This is a genomic window from Streptomyces sp. 8L (genome assembly GCF_020176795.1).
Lineage (GTDB): Bacteria > Actinomycetota > Actinomycetes > Streptomycetales > Streptomycetaceae > Streptomyces.
On sequence record NZ_JAIUKE010000140.1, the window covers coordinates 1 to 22,156 of the forward strand.

The window sequence follows — 22,156 nt, forward strand, 5'->3', positions numbered from 1 at the left end:
GCACAGAGCGCGGCGGGCGCGGCGCGCGCCCCCGCGAGGACGCGCCCGCCCCCCCGGGGGGCCGGGGGCCCCCCCCGCCCCCGCCGGCCCCCGCCCCCCCCCCCCCCCCCCGCCCCGCGGGGGCGCAGCAAGGGCGCGCTGTCATCGTCCGGCTCCTTGCGTAGGATGGCCCATCCGTATAAAGGACTGATCTTATAGAGCTCTCTGGTGGCCGGAAACAGACGGGACTCCTGGGTGGCCACGTCCGCACAGATCCCGCCCGGCCCGCCGGCCCAGCGGTCATTGAGCGGGTACGAAAGGAGCCACCCGCGTGCGCGCGATCATGGTCATGTTCGACACCCTCAACCGGCGCTTCCTGCCGCCCTACGGCGCACAGGGCATCCACGCGCCCCACTTCGAGCGGCTGAGCCGGCTCACGGCCGTGTTCGACAACGCGTACGCGGGAAGCATGCCGTGCATGCCGGCCCGCCGGGAGATCCACACGGGCCGGCACAACTTCCTGCACCGCTCGTGGGGCCCGCTGGAGCCGTTCGACGACTCGGTACCGGAGATACTCTCGCAGGCCGGCGTCCACACCCACCTGGTCACCGACCACCAGCACTACTGGGAGGACGGCGGCGCGACCTACCACAACCGCTACGACACCTACGAGTTCTTCCGCGGCCAGGAGGGCGACAAGTGGAAGGGCCAGGTGGCCGATCCGGTGCTGCCTCCCTCCCCGTCCTGGCGGTCGGACGCCGGGCGCCGCCAGGACTGGATCAACCGCCAGTACATGCGGACCGAGGACCTGCACCCGCAGACGCTGACGGTCGACGCGGGCCTCGAGTTCATCGGCACGAACGCGGCGGACGACCGCTGGTTCCTCCAGATCGAGTGCTTCGACCCGCACGAGCCGTTCTTCACGTACGACGAGCACCGCTCGCACTATGTGCACGATCTGCCGGGCGACCCCTCGGCGACGACGGACTGGCCGGACTACCGGCGGGTCACCGAGAGCGCGGAGCAGGTCGACCGGATGCGGGCGGAGTACGCGGCGCTGCTGACGATGTGCGACAAGTCCCTCGGCCGGGTGCTCGACGCCATGGACGGGCACGGCCTGTGGGACGACACGATGCTGATCGTCTGCACGGACCACGGGCTTCTGCTCGGCGAGCACGGCTGGTGGGGAAAGAACGTGCAGCCCTGGTACGACGAGAACATCCACACGCCGCTGTTCATCTGGGACCCGCGCAGCGCCGTGCGCGGCGAGCGGCGCGCGAGCCTCGTGCAGACCATCGACTTCGGCCCGACCCTGCTCGACTACTTCGGCGTCCCCGCGCCCGGGCTCATGCGCGGCGTGCCGCTCGGGGGCGCGGTCGCCGAGGACGCGCCGGTGCGCGAGGCGGGGCTGTTCGGCTCGTTCGGCAGCCATGTCAATGTGACCGACGGACGGTACGTGTACATGCGGGCGCCGCTGCGGGAGACGAACGACCCGCTCTACGAGCACACGCTGATGCCGACCCACATGGCGGGCAGGTTCGCGCCCGAGGAGCTCAGGGACGCGGAGCTGGTGGGGCCCCTGCCGTTCAGCAAGGGTGCGCCGGTCCTGCGCATGCCGGGCAGCACCTGGGGCAACCCGCACGCCTTCGGGACGCTGCTGTTCGACCTGGAGAACGATCCGGAACAGCGGCGCCCGCTGCTCTCGGACGAGCTGGAGCTGCGGATGGCGACGCTCCTGACGGAGCTGATGCGGGACTCCGACGCGCCGGAGAGCCAGTTCGAGCGGCTCGGTCTGCCCGCGGCGGGACCGGTCACCGCGGAGCACCTGCTGGCGCGGCGCCAGTACGAGCTGGTGCTGGCGTCCACGCAGGCGATGCCTCCAGCCGAGGAGTTCGCCCGCGGGTCGGCGAACGTGACGACGCGGCTGGGCGACCTGCTCGCGGACGAGGGAACGCGCGCGGCGGTACTGCGCCATCTGCCGCTGGTGGCGAACCCCGGGTTCGCGCGCCGTGTCGCGGACCGGTCCCCGTACCAGCTGGCGGCCACGACGCCGGGTGTGTCCGCGACGGCGCTGCGGGCACTGGACGAAGAACTGGCCGGCCTGGACGTCGCTTAAGGCCACTCGTCCGGATCACGCGGGGCTCGTGGCGCCTGTGACACCGGGGGCGATCGGCGCCGGAGCTGTCGTGAACGGGTTGTGGACCGCGTGCGGCCCGGGGATGACAGCGGTTCGCGGGGGAAGCGCCTATATGATCCGGTCCACACCGCGGGCGTGTCCGAGCGCCACCCGTTCGGGGACACTCACCGGCCCACAGCTACTTGAGGGGTAGAAGACGGAATATGACCCGGAAGCACGTCGGCGGCGTGGACCGGCCGGGCCGGATCGTGCGCCTCAGGCGCAGGATCGCGGGCTCGGCGGTCGAGCTGGCCTGGGTCAGGGGCCGCGAGATGGAACTGATGCACCGAGCCATGGGGTTCGCCGCGCTCGGCTTCCTCACCCTCGTTCCCCTGCTGATCCTCGTCGCGGCGGCCGACCCGGCGAGCGGTCAGGGCTTCGCCCGCTGGCTGGGCCAGGGGATCGGGGTGTCCGCGGGGCCGCAGGAGGAGATCCAGCAGCTGTTCGGCAGACCGCGGCAGGCGCTCCAGGGGACCACAGCGCTCGGCCTCGCGGCGCTCGCCGTGTTCGGCCTCACCTTCGGCGGCGCGGTGCAGACGGGGTACGAGCGGGTCTGGGACCTGTCGACGGCCCGCTGGCACACGGTATGGCGCCATGTGGTGTGGCTGGCGGCCCTGGTCGTCTACCTGATCATCTTCGTCAACACACCGGTGACCTCCGACTCGATCCCCTGGAAGATCTTCGGGACGCTGGGCGACGTGGTGGCCGCGTTCCTGTTCGTCTGGTGGTCGCAGCGGGTGCTGCTGGCGGGGCGGGTGCGCTGGGGCGCGCTGCTCCCGGGCGCCATCGCGACGGCACTGGGCATGCTGGGGCTGCGGATCTTCTCCCAGCTGGTGTTCTCACCGCTCATCGCGTCGAGCGCGGTGACGTACGGGCCCTTCGGTACGGTCCTGGTGATCCAGTCGTGGCTCGTGGGCGTGGGGTTCGTGGTGTACGGCGCGGCGCTGGTGGGGCGGATCTACCACGAGCACCGCACGCAGAAGCGGCTCCTGGAGACGAGCGGGGAGGACGGCGGGAGCAGCGGGAGCCGGCCCGGCCCGGCCGGGCGACGGTGATCTCCGGGCGGCCCGCCCCGGCAACGGTGATCTCCGGGCGGCCCGCCCCGGCAACGGTGGTCTCCGGGCGGCCTGCCCCGGCAACGGTGGTCTCCGGGCAGCCGGGAAAGCCCTCGGCCCGCTGAGGCGCGGACAGCTCTCGGCCCGCTGCGGCACGCTGCGCGGGGACAGCGAGGAGGCGCGACGCACGCTCCCGTGGGCGTGCGGCGCGGCTCCTCACCGGTGTCAGCAGCTGAGGTTGCCGCCCGGGTCGACGCCGAGTATCCCGGCGAAGTTCGTGTAGTTGTTGACGCGGTCCTGCACCTCGGCGGGGTTGCCGCCGTTGCACTCGATCGAGCCGTTGATGGAGCGGATGGTCTCGCCGAACCCGGCGCCGTTCACGATGGCGTCGTGCGGGGTCATCGTGCCGGGGCCGCTCTGGGTGTCCCAGTACCACAGGCCGGTCTTCCAGGAGACCGAGGCGTCGTTCTGGACGAGGTCGGGGTTGTCGAGCAGGTCGATGCCGAGCGCGTCGCCGGCCGCCTTGTAGTTGAAGTTCCAGCTCAGCTGGAGCGGGCCGCGGCCGTAGTACTTGTCCGTGCCGGCCGGGCAGCCGTAGGGCTGGCTCGTGTCGCAGTACGTCGGGTAGTTGGCGGTGTTCTGCTCGACGACGTACTGGAGCCCGCCGGTCTCGTGGCCGACGTTCGCGAGGAAGGCCGCGGCCTCCTGCTTCTTGACCGTGTCGCTGCCGGTGTTGGCGAACCCCGGGTAGGCGGAGAGGGCGTCGGTCAGCCCGCCGTACGTGTAGAAGGGGTTCCGGTTCGGGAACATCTGATCGAACTGGGCCTCGCTGACGATGAAGGAGGCGGCCGCCTTCGCGTGGCCGGAGGCGGCGTGCGGCGCGGCGGCCTGCGCGGGGCCGAGCGTGAGGGCGGAGAGCGCGGCCACGGACGCGGCGGCGAGCGTGGCGAGGATACGTCGGCGCAAGGGACTTCACTCCTCACCGGACCATCGTCCCCACGACGGCCCGGCTCCTGTGGGGGAGGCCCGGAGACACGGAGGGGAGCCGCGAGGGACCCCGGGCACGACGGGGTCGCGCCACTCGCGCATGTGGGGGCACGAGGGGCGTGGTTCCAGTGCGTTCGCAAAGACCCCGGCGTTGGACTAGACCATACCCACGAGTGTGTCCGCGTCAAGAGTGCCGACGGCACTCGGCCCTCGGGCCCGGCCGGAACGGGACACCCCGGGAGAGGCCCCGGCCGGTGGTGTGTCCTGGCCGACACGATGTCAGCACCCTCCCGGCCGGGAGATGCCGCCGCGCGCGCCAGGGACTGGGGCGGGGCGGGCAGGCGCGAAGGCGGCTGAGAACGGCCGCCGGGGCCGGTCACGGTCGTGGACGGACTCATCACCGAAGTCGCCGAAGTCGCCGATGTCACCGAGGGCGCCGGAGGCACGGAGGGCTTCCACGGCGGCGCCCTGGACAGGGCGCAGGCGTCGGGCCGCTCGCCCACGATGACGCGAAAGCCACGCCCGGTTCCCCGGGGGAGATCCGATCACTCATCGGATCTCTCCCCCGTTTTCCCGAGGAGGCGGCCGGATGTCGCTCCGTCACCGCTCCGCCCTCGGGGGTCGCGCCCACTCCTCTTACCCGCCGAGAGTTTCGTGTTCTCTGCGGGCACATTGGGAAGTTCGACCGGGGCGACAGCGCCACTCTCTCCTCGTTCCGGACCCTTTACTTCACGCCGTGACGCACCTATAACAAGGAACGGACATCGGATGTCTCCATGAATCCGGACCAGCGTGCTCCGTCCACGGTCCCGTCAGGGCCCGCCCCACTCGGTACGTCGCGTCAAGTTCCCACAGGTTCCGTGACGTTCCGCCACCCTCAGCGCCAACGTCAGCACAGGACAAGGAGCTTCCATGAGCAGAGTCAGCCGGCGCGGTTTCCTGCAACTGACGGGCGGCGCGGCCGCGACGGGCGTGGTGCCGCTCGCGGGGGCGAACCCCGCGGCGGCGGACGGGCGGACGGCAGCCGAGGCCGCGTCGTCCCACCCGCGGCCAGGACCCGGCGCGGACGGCCCCTCGCGCGGCGCGGTGAGCACCAGCTGGACGGAGAACTGGGAGAGCGGCTTCGTCACCGGCAACGGCGACCTCGGCGCCGTACTCTACGGGCGCCCCGAGGCGCCGGTCCTCCTGGTCAACAACAGCAGGCTCTACACCTCCCAACTGGCCCCGGAGAAAAGGACCATCGCAGAGACCGCCGCGCTGCTGCCCGAGCTGCGCCGGAAGATCACCGACGAGGGCTACCTGCCGATGATGGACTGGAGCTGGGAGCAGTTGCAGTCGCACGGCCTCTCCCCCGCCGAGGCCATCGACTACCACCCCGGGCTCTTCCTGCGCTGCGCGCTCAGCGGTGCCGACCAGGCGACGGACTACCGGCGTACGGAGGACTTCGCGACCGGAGAGATCGAGACGACCTGGCGGGGCTCGGCGGGCGCCTTCCGTACGCGGTGCTTCGCCTCGCGCGCCGACAACGTTGTCGTCGTCAGTCTGACCGGTCCCGGCAAGGCCGGGCTGACGGCCACGCTCACCCTGGACCCGGTCACCGACGAGCGGATCACCCCCGCGACCGCCCGCGGCTCCGACTGGACCGGCTTCCACAACCTCTACGCACCGGGCAACGGCGGCTACGACGGGGCGATCCGCGCGGTCGTGCGGGGCGGCACGGTCTCCTTCACCGACGGCGCCCTCACCATCTCCGGCGCCGACGAGGCGATCCTCCTCGTCCGGATCGACCGCTGGCGTCCGCCGGGGCGCAGCGACCTGACGGGACTCGCCGCCTCGCTGCACCGCCTCGCGCCGGACTACGAGCGCCTGCTGCGGCCGCACGCGGCGCTCCACGGCGCGCTGTTCGACCGCGCGGGCGTCGACTTCGGCGGCGCTCCGGAGGACCGTGCGAAGACGACCGACGAGCTGCTGTCCACCGCGATGAAGGAGGGCACGCTCAATCTGGCGCTGCTGGAGAAGATCTACGACGCGCAGCGCTACCTCGTGCTCAGCTCCAGCGGCCATCTGCCGCCCAACCTGCAAGGCATCTGGAACGGGCTGTGGTCGCCGCCGTGGCACAGCGACTTCAGCACCGACGCCAATCTGGAGCTGGCGATCGACGCGACGATGAGCGCCAACATGCCCGAGCTGATGGCGGGGTTCTTCGACCTGGTGGAGGCAGGCGTGCCGTCCTGGCGGGAGGGCGCACGCAAGCTGGCCGGCTGCCGGGGCATCCTGTATCCGGCGCGGATGCAGGACCAGGGCACGTACTTCCAGCAGACCCATGACTGGCAGTGGTTCAACCAGGTCTCGATCGCGGGCTGGCTCGGCCACTACTTCTACGACTACTACCGCTACACGGGCGACCGCACGTTCCTGCGGAACCGGGCGATCCCCTATCTCAAGGAGTGCGCGCTCTTCTACGAGGACTGGTACGTCATGGACCCGGACGGCACCCTGCGCTCCACGCCGTCCTTCAGCTACGAGTCCGCGCTCGCCGACAACGCGACCATCGACTTCGCGGTGGCGCGGGAGGTGCTGACGAACCTCGTCGAGGGCTGCGAGCTGCTGGGCGTCGAACACGCCGGAGTGCGGCGCTGGAAGGCGCTGTTGGGCAGAATGCCCGACTACATGATCAACACGGCGGAGACAGCGGGCGGCACTCCCCCGCCGATGTGGCGGATGGACGGCGGTGTGCCCTCACAACCGGACGGCACACTGAAGGAGTTCATCAACCCCCATATGTACGAGTTCCCGCCGCACCGGCACATGTCGCCGCTCTACCCGCTGTTCGTGTCCTACGAGTTCGCGCCCGACACCACCCCGGAGCTGTGGACGGCGGCGGAGAAGCTGTACGAGAAGAAGATCGCGAACGTCACCGAGTCCGAGTCGCACTACCGGATGCAGTCGTCGCTGTGCGCGGCACGCCTCGGGCGCGGCGACGACGTGTGGAACTTCCTGAACGCGATGACGGCGAACAACGTGTTCCACACCAGCCTGGTGCCGTCCCACTACGACAACCTCAACACGTTCAACGTGGACGCGACGGGCGGCATCCAGTCCGTCCTGCACAACTGCCTGTTCTTCTCGCTGCCCGGCCGCTTCGACCTGCTGCCCGCGCTACCGCGCGCGCTGTCCCGGGGCACCGTCCGCGGGGTGCTCGCGCGCGGGCGGCTCACGGTGCGCGCCCTGTCCTGGGACCTGCCGGCCGGGACGCTGTCCGCCCGGCTCGAATCGGGCGCCGCCCAGCGGCTGGAGATCGCCGTACCACCGCGCCTGGCGAGCGCCGTCCTCACCGTCGACGGCAGGAGGCAGCGGCTGTCCGACCTCGGCGCCGGACGGCGCGGTGCCCGGGTGAGCGCGAAGCGCGGCACCACGTCGGTGGAGCTGCGGTTCGACCCCGTGCCGGACCAGCCGGTGAGCCGGCTGCTGTCCCTGGGGGCGGACGTCACCGTCTCGTCCACCCGGACGAGCGACGGGGACGTCGGCGCGTCGCACCTCACGGACGGCGACGCCACCACGCGCTGGACGAGCGAGTACGCGGACGGCCAGTGGGTCCGGATCGACCTGGGCGCCGTCCACGACGTCAACGACGTCAAGCTCACCTGGGAGGCGGCGACCGGCGGGGACTACGACATCGAGGTGTCGGCGGACGGGCACACCTGGTCCACCGTCAAGAGCGTGACGGGCAACACGGCGAGCGGGCTGCTGGACTACCCGGGCATCGCGACCGTGGCCCGGTATGTCCGTCTCGATCTCAAGACACGGGCGACCGCGTACGGATTCTCGCTCTACGAGGTGCGGGTGTACGGCTCGTGACGTGAGCGGGCCCGGCGCCCCCGGCTCCGGGCCCGGTGCGGGCCGCGACATGGCGGCCGGACGGGGCCGCTGCGCGCACCCGGCCCCGTCCCCTCGTACTGTGGCGGCATGAGTGATGCGTCCCGTAACCGTCCTCGCCTCGGCTATCCCGTGGCAGCGGTGGTGTTCGCCGTCGGCATGCTGGGAACGACGCTGCCGACCCCGCTGTACGGGCTGTACCGCGAGAAGCTCGGGTTCTCGGAGTTCATGGTGACGGTCGTCTTCGCCGTCTACGCGGTGGGCGTCATCGCGGTGCTGCTGCTTCTCGGCAACCTCTCCGACCAGATCGGCCGCAGGCCGGTCCTGCTGTTCGCGCTCGGCCTGTCGGCGGGGAGCGCGCTCTGCTTCCTGTTCGAGGGCGGGCTGGGGGTGCTGCTGGTGGGCCGCGTCCTGTCCGGCTTCTCCGCGGGCCTGTTGAGCGGCGCCGCCACGGTCACCGTCATGGAGGTGGCGCCCCGGCAGAGCGCGCGGCGCGCCGGATTCGCCGCCACCGCCGCGAACATGGGCGGCCTCGGCTGCGGCCCGCTGTTCGCGGGAGTGCTCGCGCAGGAGGAGCCCTCGCCGCTGCGTCTGCCGTTCCTGGTGGACCTGGCCCTGATCGTGGTGGCGGCCTTGCTGGTGTGGGGACTGCCCGAGACGGTGGCCGACCGGCGCCGGCCCCGGCTGCGCCCGCAGGGCCTGACGGTGCCGCCGGAGGTGCGGGGGGTGTTCGTGCCCGCTGCCGCCGCCGGCTTCGGGGGCTTCGCGCTGCTCGGCCTGTTCACGGCCGTCGCGCCCAGCTTCCTCGCGCAGACGCTCGGGGAGCGGAACCTTGCGGTCGCCGGAACCGTGGTCTTCTCGGTGTTCCTTGCGTCCGTGGTGGGCCAGGCGCTGACGGACCGTATCGGTACCCGGCGCACGCTGCCCGGCGGCTGCTTCGTCCTGGTGGCCGGGCTCCTGCTGGTGGCGGCGGCACTGTACTGGGAGTCGCTGCCGCTGCTGGTGGCGGGCGCGCTGTGCGGCGGGCTCGGGCAGGGGCTCTCGTTCCGCGCGGCGGTCGGAGCGGTGAGCGCCGCCGCCCCCGCCGCGCACCGGGGCGGCACGATCTCGGCGTTCTTCGTGATCGCCTATCTGGGCATCTCACTGCCGGTGGTCGGCGTCGGGGCGCTCAGCCTGGCGACCGGGCTGCGCACGGCGGGGCTCGTCTTCTCCGGCTGCGTGATCCTGCTGGCCGTCTGCGTGGGCCTGTACGTGTCGCGCAAGCCGCCCCAGCGCGCGTGAGGCGGCCCCGGAGCGCGTGACGGCGTGGACGCGCGTGCACGCCCCGGCGCGCGTGAGCGTCCCGGCGGGGGCCTGGGCCCCGCGGTCTCGCCGCGGGGCCCGGGGGGTCAGGGGCGGTGCCCCCCCCGGGTCTTCTCGGCGGCGGGGAACGGGCCCCGGGGGGGGCCCGCCCCCCCCCCCCCCCCCCCCCCCCCCACCCCCGGGGGGGGCCGCAGCCACNNNNCGGGGCGGGGGGGCCGGGGGGGGGGCGGGGCCCCGGGGGCCCCGGGGGGGCCCCGGGGGGGTCAGGGGCGGTCCGCCGCCGGGATCTGCTCGGCGGCGGGTACGGGCCCCGGCGGGGTGCCGTCACCGAACGGCCGGCCGCCCAGCTCCTCCCGGTGGTGCGGCGTCAGCCAGCCCGACAGGTCCGGGCCGAGGGGGAGGACGCCGTTCGGGTTCAGCCCGGTGTGCACCAGGTAGTAGTGGCGCTTGATGTGGTCGAAGTCGACGGTGTCGCCGAAACCGGGGGTCTGGTAGAGGTCACGCGCGTACCCCCACAGCACCCGGTCCTCGGAGATCTTGTACCGGTTGCACTTGAAGTGGCCGTGGTAGACCGCGTCGAACCGCACCAGGGTGCTGAACAGCCGGATGTCGGCCTCGGTGATGGTGTCCCCCATGAGGTAGCGGCGGTCGGCCAGCCGCTCGGAGAGGGCGGCCAGCCGGCCGAAGACCGCCCGGTAGGCGTCCTCGTAATCCTGCTGGGTGGAGGCGAAACCCGCCCGGTAGACACCGTTGTTGACGTCCCGGTAGATGTCCTCCATCACCTCGTCCATCTCGTCCCGCAGCGCCTCCGGGTAGAGGTCGGGGGCGCCCTCGCGGTGCAGGGCGCGCCACTCGGTGGCGAAGTCCAGGGTGATCTGCTGGTAGTCGTTGGTGACCAGCTTCTTCGTGGGGACATCGACGATGGCGGGCACACTCACGCCGCCCGGGTAGCCCGTCTCGCGGGCGTCGTACGCCTCCGCGAGGTAACGGATGCCGAGCACCGGGTCGCGGTCGTCCGCGTCGAGGGTGAAGCGCCAGCTCCGGTCGTCCTGGATCGGATCGGCGACGGCCAGGGAGATCGCGTCCTCCAGGCCGAGCAGCCGCCGGGAGACGACCGCGCGGCTCGCCCAGGGGCAGGCGCGGCTCACGGCGAGACGGTAGCGGCCCGCCTCGACGGGCCACCCGTCCCGTCCGTCCGCCGTGATCCGGTCGGCGAAGTGGCTGCGTGAGCGTTTGAAGGGGCGCCTGCCCAACTGCGCGTTGCCGTTGCCCTGCCCGCCCCCGTCGCCGTCCGGACTGCTGCCTGTCGTGGTGGTGGCCTGCGTCGCCATGGTGGTGATCCCTCCAACGGTGTCCCTCTCCACCCTTTCACCCCTGGCCACGGTACGCAGGCCTGTGAGAGGAAGCCGCGGGGCCGGCGTGCGGCGGCAGGGGCCTACGCACGCGGCGCCCCGCCCCGCGCCATCAGTCCGTACGTGCGGCCCGGCCGGTGAACACGTCGACCAGGGCGACGATCAGGGCCGCGCCGACGAAGGCGACCGAGACGATCAGCCCGTGGTCGTACGCCGTCCTCCAGCCGTCCGCCGCGACCTGGGCGAAGAACACGGACCCGACCGCCGCGATCCCGATGGAGGAGCCGACGCGCTGGCCGGTCTGGAGCGTGCCGCCCGCGCTGCCCGCCGTCCGCACGGGCACCTCGGACAGGGTCAGGGTCTGGTTGGGCGCGATGACGAGGCCGCTGCCGAGGCCGGCGAACAGCAGGGGCGCCGCCATCGCCCATCCGACGCCGCGCCCGCCCACCTGGTGCACGGCGAGCGCCGTGCCGCCGAGGCCGAAGGCCACCATCGCGAGGCCCAGAGCGACCAGCGGCCTGCCGAACCGGCCGACGAGGCGGCCGCCGATGCCTGCGGAGAAGCCGGAGCCGAGGGCGAAGGGGGTGATCGCGAGGCCCGCGAGCAGCGCCGAGTAGCGCAGTCCGCTCTGCAGGTAGAGCGTGCTGACGAAGAAGATCGAGGTGAAGCCGGCGAAGTAGAGGAGGATCAGCGAGCTGCCCATCCAGAACGACCGGATGCGGAACAGCGACAGCTCCACGACGGGGTGGGTGCCGCGCGAGGTGCACCGGGCCTCCCAGGCCACGAACAGGGCCAGGATCGCCGCGGCGAGCAGCACCAGCAGGTACTTCTCGCCGCCCTTCCACTGCTGGGCCTCGACGAACGGCAGCAGCAGGCACAGCACGCCCGCGCCGAGCAGCAGCACGCCCAGGGGGTCGAGTTCCCGCATCCGCACCCGGGTGGCCGAGGGGGTGTCCGGCAGCAGTATCCGGGCGAGGACCACGCACACCACGCCGATGGGCAGGTTGACGTAGAACACCCAGCGCCAGCCTTCGGTGGGCCCGGCGGGTTCGATCAGCAGGGCGCCGAGGAGCGGGCCCACGGCGGTGGAGATGCCGACGACCGTGCCGAACGCGCCGAACGCCCTGCCGCGTTCCCGCCCTTTGAACATCTGCTGGATGAGCGCGGAGATCTGCGGCGAGACCATGCCGCCCGCGACGCCCTGTACGAGCCGTGCGACGACCAGCCAGAGGCTGGACTGGGCCATGCCGCAGGCGGCGGAGGCGAGGGTGAACAGGGACAGGCCCGCGATGAAGACCGCGCGCCTGCCGCGCGCGTCGCCGAGCCGGCCCGCGGGGATCAGGAAGAGTCCGAAGGCGAGCGCGTATCCCGACACGACCCACTGCAGATCGGACTCGGGCGTGTGCAGGCCGGTCTTGATGGACGGCAGGGCCACGTTGACGATCGACACGTCGAGCAGGGTCATGAACCCGGCCACCAGGCACACAGCGAGGGCGCGCCAGCGGCGCGGGTCGGGCGCGTCCGCGTCGCCGTCGCCTTCCGTCGCGCGCTGACGGTCCGCCACAGGCGTGTCCTCTCGTCTCGTCGTCCCGGCGCCGGCGTGCCGGGCGGAGCCATGCCGCGGCGTGGCCCCTTCCGGGACCCTACCCAGCGGGAACCGTCCGGGCGCGCCCGGATGGCCGCACGGCGCGCGGCCCCGAGCGGTATGGCGGCCGTACGGCGGACGGCCGGGGCGGTACGAGGCCGGGGTCCGTGCGCCCGGGCCGCGCGGCGGACTCCGTTGCAGGAGCCTCGTCGGGGACCGGGATGACGATCTTCCCCTTGCGGTGCTCCCGGTCCAGCGCCGGGCACCACCGGAGCGGGCGCGGCTCGACTCGACCCAGCCGTAGGGATTTTCCAGGTTGCGAATCACTCAATTGTGGCTCACGGTCAAGTATTTGCGGTCGACTGCCTTGCTCATGACTTGTCATGTCCATAGATTGTCGGCCGACGCCCGCCGGGACGCGGACGCCGCCAGAGGTACCTCAGGTCCGAGCCGAAGCGAGGGAACCCGTGAGCATCTCCAGACGAACCGTCCTCCTGTCCGCGCTGGCGTCCACGGCCGCCGGCGGGCTGGCCGCCGCGGGCACGACCACCGCCACGGCGGCGCAGGCCGCGCCCGCCGCGTCGGCGCCCGGCGACGTGGTGGGCAAGATCACCGTGGGCTACCAGGGCTGGTTCGCCTGTCCGGGCGACGGCGCGCCCATCAACAGCTGGTGGCACTGGAGCGCGAACGGCGGCCAGCCGCCCTCCCCCAGCAACACCACGCTGACCTCCTGGCCGGACATGCGCGACTACCAGCACACCTACCCGACGGCGTACGCGAACCTCGGCACCGGGCAGCCCGCCACCCTCTTCTCTTCCTGGGACGACCAGACCGTCGACACCCACTTCCGGTGGATGGCGGAGAACGGCTGCGACACGGCGGCACTCCAGCGCTTCGACCCGGTGGGCGGCGAGGGCCCCACCCGCGACGGCATGGCCCAGAAGGTGCGTACCGCCGCAGAGGCGCACGGCGTCAAGTTCTACGTGATGTACGACGTCACCCAGTGGACGAACATGCAGTCGGAGATCAAGACCGACTGGACGAACAAGATGAAGGCGCACACCGCTTCGGCCGCGTACGCGCGGCAGAACGGCATGCCGGTCGTGTGCGTCTGGGGCTTCGGATTCAGCGACGACCACCGCGACTTCACCGCGCCCGCCTGCCTCGACGTCGTCAACTGGTTCAAGAGCCAGGGCTGTTACGTGATCGGCGGGGTGCCCACCCACTGGCGGGCCGGCACCGACGACTCGCGGCCCGGATTCGCCGACGTCTACCACGCGTTCCACATGATCTCGCCGTGGATGGTCGGCCGGATCAGTACCGTCGCCGACGCCGACAACTTCCTCGCCAACCTCAACACCGGCGACCTCGCGGACTGCCGGGCCCACGGCATCGACTACCAGCCGTGCGTGATCCCCGGCAACCTCCAGGCGGGCGACCGCGCCCACGGCGACCTGATGTGGCGGCAGTTCTACAACCTCACGAAGCTCGGTGTGCAGGGCTTCTACATCTCCATGTTCGACGAGTTCAATGAGGGCAACCAGATCGCGAAGACCGCCGAGACCGCGGCCGACGTCCCCGCGGGCTCCGGTTTCCTCGCGCTCGACGAGGACGGCACCGCCTGCTCCGCCGACTACTACCTGCGCCTCACCAACGACGGCGGCCGGATGCTGAAGCAGCAGATCGCCCTCACCCCGAACCGGCCCACCCCGCCGGTCCCCGGTGGCACCGGGCCCACCGGGCCCACGGGCGACCTCGCGCTGCGCCGGGCGGCGAGCGCGAGCAGTACCACCCAGGCCTACTCCGCGTCCAACGCCGTGGACGGCAACGCCTCGACGTACTGGGAGAGCGCCAACAACGCCTTCCCCCAGTGGTGGCAGGTCGACCTCGGCTCGGCGCAGCCGGTCAAGCGGCTCGTGCTGACGCTGCCGCCCGACGCCGCGTGGGCGTCCCGCACGCAGACGGTCGCCGTGCTCGGGTCGGCCGACGGCCGCACGTTCACTACCCTGTCCGCCGCCGCGGGGCGCGCCTTCGACCCGGCGACCGGCAACTCGGTCACCGTCTCACTGGCCTCGGCGGCCACCACGCGCTACGTGCGCCTCCAGTTCACCGCCAACACCGGCTGGCCGGCGGGCCAGCTCTCGGGGGTGAGTGTCTTCTCGTCCTGAGCGGCGCGCCCGGCCGGGGCCCCGCCCGCCGGTCCCGGTGGCGGGCGGGTACGGCACGGTACGGTGTGCCCGCGCGGCGCGGTGCGCGTGAGGGGCCTGGCGCGGCGCGGCGCGCTAGACAGAGCGCAGGGTGCCGGTGCGGCTCAGCGCGTTCAGGCCGGCGAGTGCCGCGTCCACGGCGGGGGTGAGGCGCAGCGGGTCCGGGTCGAGTTTGACCAGGACCTGCAGCCCCTGGAGCACCATGGTGAGCATCGCGGCGTTGGCGGCGAGGTCGAGTCCCTCGGGCAGCTCGTTCTGGCGTACCGCGTGTTCGAGGCCCTGGAGGAACCCGTCCTCGACCACGGATATGACCTCGGCGAGGCAGTCCGCGACCGCCGGGTCGCCCGGCAGCACCTCACCCGCCGTGTTGGCGATCAGGCAGCCGCGGGGCTCCGACTCCTCGGCGGCGAGCTGGAGATAGCCGAGCATGATGGCGCGGATACGCGGCAGCACCAGCCCCTCGCTCAGCAGCGCGGGCGCCAGCGAGCGCGCCTGCGAGTCCCGGTAGCGCGCGAGCGCGCGCAGGAAGAGGCCGTGCTTGTCACCGAACGCCTGGCGGAGCCTGCCGGGCGCGATGCCGAGTTCCGAGGTCAGGTCGTCCAGGGAGGTCCTGTCGTACCCCTTGGTCCAGAAGACCTCCATCGCGTGGTCGACGGCCTGGGCCTCATCGAACGTCTGAAGTCGAGACATGTCCGCATCGTAGCTTCAGCGGACCGAGCGGCCACGGGGTTCCGCGGCGCGGTGCGACACCCGTGTCAGGGCCGGTCGAGCCCGCCGTGGCGTCCGTACCGCCGTGCGCTCGGGGGAGCTTGGTCGGCCGTGGGCCGATTGCCACAGAATGGCGCGGGGCGGCCCACACCCGACCGGCACCGTGGGCGAGCGCGTGGTCACTCATGGCTCGGACGGCGCCGCGCCCGGACGCCTACACGGTGAACTCTCCGGCGCCGCACGGAGAACGTTCCGACGTGTCGGCGGCACCCGGCGGGCCGGAGCTCCGCCACGCCCTGCGACCCGGGCGCCGCAGCGGCATCCGACCGGGCCCCTCGCCTGCCCGGGGGCCCGGCCGCTTCGGCGGCCACCGCGACCACGGCGACCCGATCGCGACATTTACCGCATACACCGTCAGAACGCACCTACGGTGGACCCCATGTCCCCTGACCACGACGACACCCCGCCCCGCCCGGGTGGCGCCCGCCTTCCCGACCCGTCGGACTCCCGGCCCGGGCAGCCCCCCGGCGGCAGCCACCGGCACGGTAGGAGCCGAGGCGCCCGCGACCGGTGGCGGGAGTTCGCGGAGTCGCCGTTCCTGCCCGCCCTCGTCATCCTGCTCATCGTCGCCGCGGGGGCGGGCCTGTTCGCGGGCTCGTACACGTACAACATGGCGAACCCCACGCCCCGCCACATCCCCACGGCCGTCGTGGGCGACGGCACGGCCCCGGGGGCGAAGGCTTTCACGGACGGGCTGGAGAAGGCCCTCAACACCTCCCTCAGCCTCCATCCGTACCCGAGCGCCTCGGCCGCCCGGCACGCCGTGGAGGAGCAGCGGGTGTTCGCGGTCGTCACGTTCCGCGCCGCGGGCGCCCGTACGGCGGTACGGATGGATGTGGCGAGCGCCGCGGGACAGTCGGTCGCCCAGATCCTGGCCATGGCCGCGCCGAAGGCGGCGAAGGCGGTGCCGGTGCCCCTCACCGTGGGAGACCTGAAGCCGTTGCAGAAGGGCGATCCGCGCGGCCTGGCGATCTTCTACATCACGCTGGCGTCGGTCATCCTCGGATTCGTCGGGGCGATCCAGCTGAGTGTGAACGCGCGCCGCCTCCTCCCGTTCGAGCGGGTGCTGGCCATCGTGGCGAACTCGCTCCTGGGCGCGTTCACCATCGCCGCGGTGGTGGACTGGTGGCTCGGTGCGCTGGACCTGCCGTTCGTGGAGTCGTGGCTCATCCTCGCCCTGACGATGTTCACGTCCGCCATGGTCTTCACCATGTTCAACACCCTGTTCGGCCGGTGGGCACTGCTGCCGACCTGGGGGCTGCTGGTGCTGCTCGGGAACCCCTCGTCGGGCGGCGCGGTGTCCTGGCCGCTGCTGCCGTCCGTCCTCGGCCGCATCGGGCAGTGGCTGCCGCCCGGCGCGTCCGTCAACGCCCAGCACACGGCCGTGTACTTCAGCGACGCGCAGCACGTCTTCCCGTACCTGGTGCTGCTGCTGTGGGCGGTGCCGTCGACCGCGGTCTTCTGGGTGTGGCGGCACCGGCACCCGGGCGGGCGCGACGTGACGCCCGCCCCCGCGCACGCCGCGGACGGCGGCGCTGCGGCGGGCTGAGCCCCCGGCGGCCCCAGCTTCCGGGCCGGACGGCCCGCCGCTCGCCGTCGGCAGGGGCGGCGGGCCGCCCGCTCACTTCTCGCTGTCCAGGGCGGACATCTGCGCGTCAGGGTACCGGTTGCCCGCCGCCGACCCCGCCGGTACCGCGCGTTCGATCGCGGCCAGGTCGTCCGCGTCGAGGGTGACCTCCACCGCGCCGAGCGCCTCGTCGAGGCGGTCGCGGCGACGGGCGCCGACCAGCGGCACGATGTCGTCGCCACGGGACAGCACCCACGCGATCGCGATCTGCGCGACGCTCACGCCCTTGTCCCGCGCCACCTGCCGCAGCTCCTCGACGAGCCCGAGGTTGCGGTCCAGGTTGGTGCCCTGGAAGCGGGGGGTGTGCGCGCGGAAGTCGGTCGCCGCGAGTTCCCTGTCCCTGCTGAAGTGACCGCTGATCAGGCCGCGTGAGAGCACCCCGTACGCGGTGATTCCGATGCCGAGCTCGCGCAGCGTGGGCAGGATGCGGTCCTCGATTCCGCGCGAGATGAGCGAGTACTCGATCTGCAGGTCACTGATCGGCGTCACCGCGGCGGCCCTGCGGATGGTGTCGGCCCCGACCTCGGAGAGCCCCACGTGGCGTACGTGGCCGGCCTGGATCAGCTCGGCGATGGCGCCGACCGTCTCCTCCACGGGCACGTCCGGGTCGAGCCGTGCCATCCGGTAGACGTCGATGTGGTCGACGCCGAGGCGGGTGAGGGAGTAGGCGGCGAAGTTCTTCACCGCGCCGGGCCGCCCGTCGTATCCGGACCAGCCGCCGTCGGGGTCTCGAAGGCCGCCGAACTTGACGCTGGTCAGGGCCTGTTCGCGCAGGGCGGCCGGGGCGGTGCGCAGGGCCTCGTTGATGAGGAGTTCGTTGTGGCCCATGCCGTAGAAGTCGCCGGTGTCGAGGAGGGTGACCCCGGCGTCGAGCGCCGCGTGGATGGTGGCGATCGACTCGGCCCGGTCGGTCTCGCCGTACAGCGCGGACATGCCCATGCAGCCGAGGCCGAGGGCCGACACGGTGGGACCCGAGGTACCCAGGGTGCGGACGGGGAAGGAGGTGGTCATGGCGGAGGACTCCCTGTGCGGGCTGAGTGAGGTCCCGTCATGTGTACCGTTCCTCGCGGTCGATCCGCGCGAACGTCCGGGTTTCGCGTGCGTTTCATGTGATCAGGGGCGCGGCCACGGCGGCGGGACGGGTGCCGGGTGGCGAAGGAGGGAGCTGGAAGCGGGGGCGGGCACCGGCTCCAGCACCGGTGCCCGCCCCCGCCCTTGCCACACGGCGTGCTCGCCCCGAGCCGGTCGTCACTGCCGAGCCGTGCGTACGTGCGCCTGCCCCCGATTCCGCGGCCTCAACTGCTCCGACCGGGTGATCCCGGGCCACCGGGCGGTCACGGGCGCGGATCGCGGTCGGAGTGCGGCCATACGTACGGCAGGCCGGCCGGCACCTCCGGGAAACGGGGCCGGTAGTACTCCGGGTCCTTGGTGACGAGAGCGGAGCGGTGGCTGCGGTGGAACGCCTCGTCGCCGAGCCATGGAGGCAACTCGCCCGCCGCCGCGAGCGCGTCGCCGTCCCGTACCGGCGCGCCGGGCCGGACCGCGTCGAAGTCGGCGGCGAGCGTCGCGGCGCAGGTGTCCGCCCGTCCGGCGGCGGTCCACACACGGCACATTTCGAGGCCGTACCGTACGAGGGCCTCCTCGTACCCCGTCCACATGCGCACCGCCGGGTGGTGGCGCCAGCCGTTGCCGGGCACGGTCAGTCCGCGCAGCACCTGCAACGCCTCGACGCGCTGCTTGCCGAGCCGCCGCGGATCGAGCACCGCGGCGCTGGCGCCGAAGCCGGGGAACGGCAGGAAGGTCTGCATGTGCCCATCGTCCGAGGTCCACGGGGGACGGCAACCGGGACAGGGCGCGGCGGCCACCGGGCAGCGCCCGGTCGGCGGGGCGGCGGCGCGAGCGACCGGGCAACGGGTCAAGCCGTCGGACGGCCAAGCCGTCAAGCCACCGGACGGCCAAACCGCCAAACCGTCAAGCTGTCAGGCCGTCGAGCGGGGCCCGGCCCGGCGGTCCGTTAACCCGGCTGAAACACTCCGGTCCTAGCGTGCGAGATCCACGACTGTGAGGTACACCGTGCAACTGACCCCGCACGAGCAGGAGCGCCTGCTCATCCATGTCGCCGCCGATGTGGCGGCCCGCCGCAGGGAGCGCGGGCTGCGGCTCAACCACCCCGAGTCGGTCGCACTGATCACCGCGCACGTCCTGGAGGGCGCGCGGGACGGCCGCACGGTCGCGGAGCTGATGGCGTCGGGCCGTACGGTGCTCACCCGCGCCGACGTCATGGAGGGCATCCCCGAGATGATCCACGACGTACAGGTGGAGGCGACCTTCCCGGACGGCACCAAGCTCGTCACCGTCCACGATCCGATCGTCTGAGGAGAAGCCTTGATTCCGGGTGAGATCCTCTTCGGCGACGGGCCCGTCGTCCTCAACGAAGGGGCACCGACCACCGTTCTGACGGTCGTCAACACGGCCGACCGGCCGGTGCAGGTCGGCTCGCACTACCACTTCGCCGAGGCCAACCCCGGCCTCGCGTTCGACCGGGCCGCGGCGCGCGGCCTGCGGCTCGGCATCGCGGCGGGGACGGCGGTGCGCTTCGAGCCCGGCATCCCCGTCGAGGTCGTGCTCGTGCCGCTGGCGGGGCTCCGGGCCGTGCCGGGGCTGCGCGGCGAAACCGGAGGTCCTCTCGATGGCTGAGCTTTCCAGGCCCTCCTACGCCGACCTGTTCGGGCCGACGACGGGCGACCGTATCCGCCTCGCCGACACCGGTCTGCTCGTCGAGATCGAGGAGGACCGCTCGGGCGGGCCCGGACGCGCGGGCGACGAGGCCGTCTTCGGGGGCGGCAAGGTGATCCGCGAGTCCATGGGCCAGTCCAGGACGACGCGGGCCGAGGGCGCGCCGGACACCGTCATCACGGGCGCGGTGGTCATCGACCACTGGGGCATCGTCAAGGCGGACATCGGCATCAGGGACGGCCGGGTCCGCGCCCTCGGCAAGGCCGGGAACCCCGACACCATGGACGGCGTGCACCCGGACCTGGTCATCGGCCCGGAGACCGAGATCATCGCGGGGAACGGGAAGATCGTCACGGCGGGCGCGATCGACGCGCACGTCCACTTCATCTCGCCGACCCTGATCGACCAGGCGCTTGCCACCGGGGTCACCACCCTCGTCGGCGGCGGTACGGGACCCGCCGAGGGGACGAAGGCCACGACGGTCACGCCGGGCTCCTGGCATCTGGCACGGATGTTCCAGGCGCTGGACGGCTCGCCGGTCAACGTCGGCCTGCTGGGCAAGGGCAACACGACGTCACGCGAGGCGTTGTACGCCCAACTGCGCGGCGGCGCCGCCGGGTTCAAGATCCACGAGGACTGGGGGGCGACCCCGGCGGTCATCGACGCCTGCCTCGGGGTGTGCGAGGAGAGCGGCGTCCAGCTCGCCATCCACACGGACACACTCAACGAGGCGGGTTTCGTCGGGGACACACTGGCCGCGATCGCGGGACGGACCATTCACGCGTACCACACCGAGGGCGCCGGGGGCGGGCACGCGCCCGACATCATCACGGTCGTGTCCGAGCCGCACGTCCTGCCCAGCTCGACCAACCCGACCCGGCCGCACACCCTCAACACCGTCGAGGAGCACCTCGACATGCTCATGGTGTGCCACCACCTCAACCCGGCGGTGCCGGAGGACCTGGCCTTCGCCGAGTCCCGCATCCGGCCGACCACCATCGCGGCCGAGGACATCCTGCACGACCTCGGCGCGATCTCGATCATCTCCTCGGACTCGCAGGCCATGGGGCGCATCGGCGAGGTGATCATGCGGACCTGGCAGACGGCGCACGTGATGAAGAAGCGCAGGGGCGCGCTGCCGGGCGACGGCCGCGCCGACAACCATCGGGCTCGTCGCTATGTCGCCAAATACACCATCAACCCGGCCGTGGCGCAGGGCATGGACCACGAGATCGGTTCGGTGGAGCCCGGGAAGCTGGCCGATCTCGTGCTGTGGGAGCCCGCTTTCTTCGGCGTCAAACCGCACCTGGTCATCAAGGGAGGGCAGATCGCGTACGCGCAGATGGGCGACGCCAACGCGTCCATCCCGACGCCCGGCCCCGTGCTGCCCCGGCCCATGTTCGGCGCGCTGGGGCGGGCGGCGGCCGCGGGCTCGGTGACCTTCGTGTCCGAGGCGGCGATCGAGGCCGGGCTGCCCGAACGCCTGGGCCTGGACAAGCGGTTCGCCGCCATCCGCGGTACACGCGCCGTCACCAAGGCGGACATGCGGGAGAACGACGCGCTGCCACGGGTGGAGGTCGACGCCGACACCTTCACCGTCACCATCGACGGCGAACCGGTCGAACCCGAGCCCGCTATCGAACTCCCGCTCGCACAGCGGTACTTCCTCTTCTGACCATGGAAGAGGAAGCAGACTGGGCAGTGACGGGCTGGGCAGGGCACGGGGACGCGGGCCAGACAGGGCGCGGCGGGGCACGCCCGGCGCCGGCACCCGTGGTGTCCGGGGGCCGGGGCGGTACGCGATGAGCCGCGCGGCCCTGCTCGTTCTCGCGGACGGCCGCTTCCCCGCGGGCTCCCACGCCCACTCCGGGGGTGTCGAGGCGGCCGTCGAAGCGGGGCGGGTGCACGATGCCGGATCACTGGAGTCGTTCTGCCGCGGCCGGCTGCACACGGCGGGGCGCACCGCCGCCGGCCTCGCCGCGGCCGCGGCCTACGGGCACGATCCGCTGGCGCTCGACACGTTGGCGGACGCCCGTACCCCCTCGCCCGCGCTGCGCGCGACGGCGCGACGGCTCGGCAGGCAGCTGATGCGGGCCGCGCGCGCCGCGTGGCCGGGACCCGAACTGGACGCCCTCGCGACGGCCCGGCCGCGGGGCGCGCACCAACCGGTCGTTCTCGGCGTGACCGCGCGGGCCGCCGGACTCGGCCCGGCCGACGCGGCGCACTGCGCGGTGTACGAGGCGGTCGGCGGGCCCGCCACGGCCGCCGTCCGCCTGCTCGGCCTCGACCCCTTCGAGGCGACCGCGGTGCTCGCGCGACTCGCTCCGGTACTGGACGAGGTCGCCGACGCGTCCGTACGCGCGGCACGCGAGGGCCCCGGGGCGCTGCCCGCCGCGTCGGGGCCGCTGCTGGACATCGGCGCGGAGGCACACGCGGCGTGGCCGGTGCGGCTGTTCTCGTCGTAGCCCGGCCGGTGCGGAAGCCGGCCTCCGTTCCCGCCTCCTCG

The 22,156-nt window shown here is 72.6% G+C and carries 16 protein-coding genes; 10 read left to right on the forward strand and 6 right to left on the reverse strand.

All coding sequences use genetic code 11. From position 1 onward, the window contains the following. Positions 1 to 310 precede the first annotated feature (310 nt). Both LCE31_RS13735 and LCE31_RS13740 read left to right on the forward strand, forming a co-directional pair. On the forward strand, positions 311 to 2,095 hold the full coding sequence (locus LCE31_RS13735) for a sulfatase (protein WP_225014511.1): 1,785 nt from the start codon (positions 311 to 313) through the stop codon (positions 2,093 to 2,095). Between the two features lie 224 nt (positions 2,096 to 2,319). Beyond that, complete coding sequence (locus LCE31_RS13740; RefSeq protein WP_225014512.1) at positions 2,320 to 3,210, forward strand: YhjD/YihY/BrkB family envelope integrity protein; 891 nt, start codon at positions 2,320 to 2,322, stop codon at positions 3,208 to 3,210. Positions 3,211 to 3,435: 225 nt separating this feature from the next. Here the strand turns inward: LCE31_RS13740 and LCE31_RS13745 are convergent, their stop codons facing one another. Beyond that, positions 3,436 to 4,176, reverse strand: a complete 741-nt coding sequence (locus LCE31_RS13745; protein WP_225014513.1) for a chitinase — start codon at positions 4,174 to 4,176, stop codon at positions 3,436 to 3,438. 933 nt (positions 4,177 to 5,109) lie between these two features. Here LCE31_RS13745 and LCE31_RS13750 point away from each other — a divergent pair. Together LCE31_RS13750 and LCE31_RS13755 are read left to right on the forward strand one after the other, a co-directional pair. Further along, a complete protein-coding gene (locus LCE31_RS13750) occupies positions 5,110 to 8,055 on the forward strand; it encodes a glycosyl hydrolase family 95 catalytic domain-containing protein (RefSeq protein WP_225014514.1) in 2,946 nt (981 codons plus the stop codon). Between the two features lie 108 nt (positions 8,056 to 8,163). Beyond that, positions 8,164 to 9,354 (forward strand): MFS transporter, encoded by a 1,191-nt coding sequence (locus LCE31_RS13755; RefSeq protein ID WP_225014515.1) that lies wholly within the window; start codon positions 8,164 to 8,166, stop codon positions 9,352 to 9,354. A gap of 284 nt (positions 9,355 to 9,638) precedes the next feature. On the opposite strand, the gene LCE31_RS13760 is transcribed toward LCE31_RS13755, so the two are convergent. Then, positions 9,639 to 10,706 carry a glutathione S-transferase family protein gene (locus LCE31_RS13760; RefSeq protein ID WP_225014516.1) on the reverse strand — a complete coding sequence of 356 codons (1,068 nt, stop codon included), beginning with the start codon at positions 10,704 to 10,706 and terminating at the stop codon, positions 9,639 to 9,641. 133 nt (positions 10,707 to 10,839) lie between these two features. Beyond that, the gene (locus LCE31_RS13765; protein WP_225014517.1) at positions 10,840 to 12,291 is read right to left on the reverse strand and encodes an MFS transporter; all 1,452 of its coding nucleotides are present in this window, start codon (positions 12,289 to 12,291) and stop codon (positions 10,840 to 10,842) included. Positions 12,292 to 12,779: 488 nt separating this feature from the next. On the opposite strand from LCE31_RS13765, the gene LCE31_RS13770 reads away from it, so the two are divergent. Continuing rightward, a complete protein-coding gene (locus LCE31_RS13770; protein ID WP_225014518.1) occupies positions 12,780 to 14,480 on the forward strand; it encodes a discoidin domain-containing protein in 1,701 nt (566 codons plus the stop codon). 114 nt (positions 14,481 to 14,594) lie between these two features. On the opposite strand, the gene LCE31_RS13775 is transcribed toward LCE31_RS13770, so the two are convergent. Beyond that, positions 14,595 to 15,209 carry a TetR/AcrR family transcriptional regulator gene (locus LCE31_RS13775; RefSeq protein WP_225014519.1) on the reverse strand — a complete coding sequence of 205 codons (615 nt, stop codon included), beginning with the start codon at positions 15,207 to 15,209 and terminating at the stop codon, positions 14,595 to 14,597. Positions 15,210 to 15,666: 457 nt separating this feature from the next. Here LCE31_RS13775 and LCE31_RS13780 point away from each other — a divergent pair, with 457 nt between their 5' ends. Further along, the gene (locus LCE31_RS13780; protein ID WP_225014520.1) at positions 15,667 to 16,836 is read left to right on the forward strand and encodes an ABC transporter permease; all 1,170 of its coding nucleotides are present in this window, start codon (positions 15,667 to 15,669) and stop codon (positions 16,834 to 16,836) included. Positions 16,837 to 16,908: 72 nt separating this feature from the next. Here the strand turns inward: LCE31_RS13780 and LCE31_RS13785 are convergent, their stop codons facing one another. Together LCE31_RS13785 and LCE31_RS13790 are read right to left on the reverse strand one after the other, a co-directional pair. Beyond that, on the reverse strand, positions 16,909 to 17,925 hold the full coding sequence (locus tag LCE31_RS13785; protein WP_225014521.1) for an aldo/keto reductase: 1,017 nt from the start codon (positions 17,923 to 17,925) through the stop codon (positions 16,909 to 16,911). Positions 17,926 to 18,248: 323 nt separating this feature from the next. Continuing rightward, the gene (locus tag LCE31_RS13790) at positions 18,249 to 18,722 is read right to left on the reverse strand and encodes an MSMEG_6728 family protein (protein ID WP_225014522.1); all 474 of its coding nucleotides are present in this window, start codon (positions 18,720 to 18,722) and stop codon (positions 18,249 to 18,251) included. 265 nt (positions 18,723 to 18,987) lie between these two features. Here LCE31_RS13790 and LCE31_RS13795 point away from each other — a divergent pair, with 265 nt between their 5' ends. The 4 genes from LCE31_RS13795 (at position 18,988) to LCE31_RS13810 (ending at position 22,115) form a co-directional block, all read left to right on the forward strand. After that, positions 18,988 to 19,290: an urease subunit gamma gene (locus tag LCE31_RS13795; protein ID WP_225014532.1), complete on the forward strand. Its 303-nt coding sequence runs from the start codon at positions 18,988 to 18,990 to the stop codon at positions 19,288 to 19,290. 9 nt (positions 19,291 to 19,299) lie between these two features. Further along, positions 19,300 to 19,611: an urease subunit beta gene (locus LCE31_RS13800; RefSeq protein ID WP_225014523.1), complete on the forward strand. Its 312-nt coding sequence runs from the start codon at positions 19,300 to 19,302 to the stop codon at positions 19,609 to 19,611. After that, the gene (locus LCE31_RS13805; protein WP_225014524.1) at positions 19,604 to 21,325 is read left to right on the forward strand and encodes an urease subunit alpha; all 1,722 of its coding nucleotides are present in this window, start codon (positions 19,604 to 19,606) and stop codon (positions 21,323 to 21,325) included. Before LCE31_RS13800 ends, LCE31_RS13805 begins: the two co-directional genes overlap by 8 nt. 127 nt (positions 21,326 to 21,452) lie before the next feature. Further along, positions 21,453 to 22,115: an urease accessory protein UreF gene (locus LCE31_RS13810; protein WP_225014525.1), complete on the forward strand. Its 663-nt coding sequence runs from the start codon at positions 21,453 to 21,455 to the stop codon at positions 22,113 to 22,115. Positions 22,116 to 22,156: the final 41 nt, after the last annotated feature.

What these genes read in the sequence shown, in the direction of transcription:
- LCE31_RS13780 (WP_225014520.1), top strand. Translation starts at nt 15,667, where the DNA reads ATGTCCCCTGACCACGACGACACCCCGCCCCGCCCGGGTGGCGCCCGC.
- LCE31_RS13750 (WP_225014514.1), top strand. Translation starts at nt 5,110, where the DNA reads ATGAGCAGAGTCAGCCGGCGCGGTTTCCTGCAACTGACGGGCGGCGCG.
- LCE31_RS13790 (WP_225014522.1), bottom strand. Translation starts at nt 18,722, where the DNA reads ATGCAGACCTTCCTGCCGTTCCCCGGCTTCGGCGCCAGCGCCGCGGTG.
- LCE31_RS13740 (WP_225014512.1), top strand. Translation starts at nt 2,320, where the DNA reads ATGACCCGGAAGCACGTCGGCGGCGTGGACCGGCCGGGCCGGATCGTG.
- LCE31_RS13775 (WP_225014519.1), bottom strand. Translation starts at nt 15,209, where the DNA reads ATGTCTCGACTTCAGACGTTCGATGAGGCCCAGGCCGTCGACCACGCG.
- LCE31_RS13755 (WP_225014515.1), top strand. Translation starts at nt 8,164, where the DNA reads ATGAGTGATGCGTCCCGTAACCGTCCTCGCCTCGGCTATCCCGTGGCA.
- LCE31_RS13760 (WP_225014516.1), bottom strand. Translation starts at nt 10,706, where the DNA reads ATGGCGACGCAGGCCACCACCACGACAGGCAGCAGTCCGGACGGCGAC.
- LCE31_RS13805 (WP_225014524.1), top strand. Translation starts at nt 19,604, where the DNA reads ATGGCTGAGCTTTCCAGGCCCTCCTACGCCGACCTGTTCGGGCCGACG.
- LCE31_RS13810 (WP_225014525.1), top strand. Translation starts at nt 21,453, where the DNA reads ATGAGCCGCGCGGCCCTGCTCGTTCTCGCGGACGGCCGCTTCCCCGCG.
- LCE31_RS13785 (WP_225014521.1), bottom strand. Translation starts at nt 17,925, where the DNA reads ATGACCACCTCCTTCCCCGTCCGCACCCTGGGTACCTCGGGTCCCACC.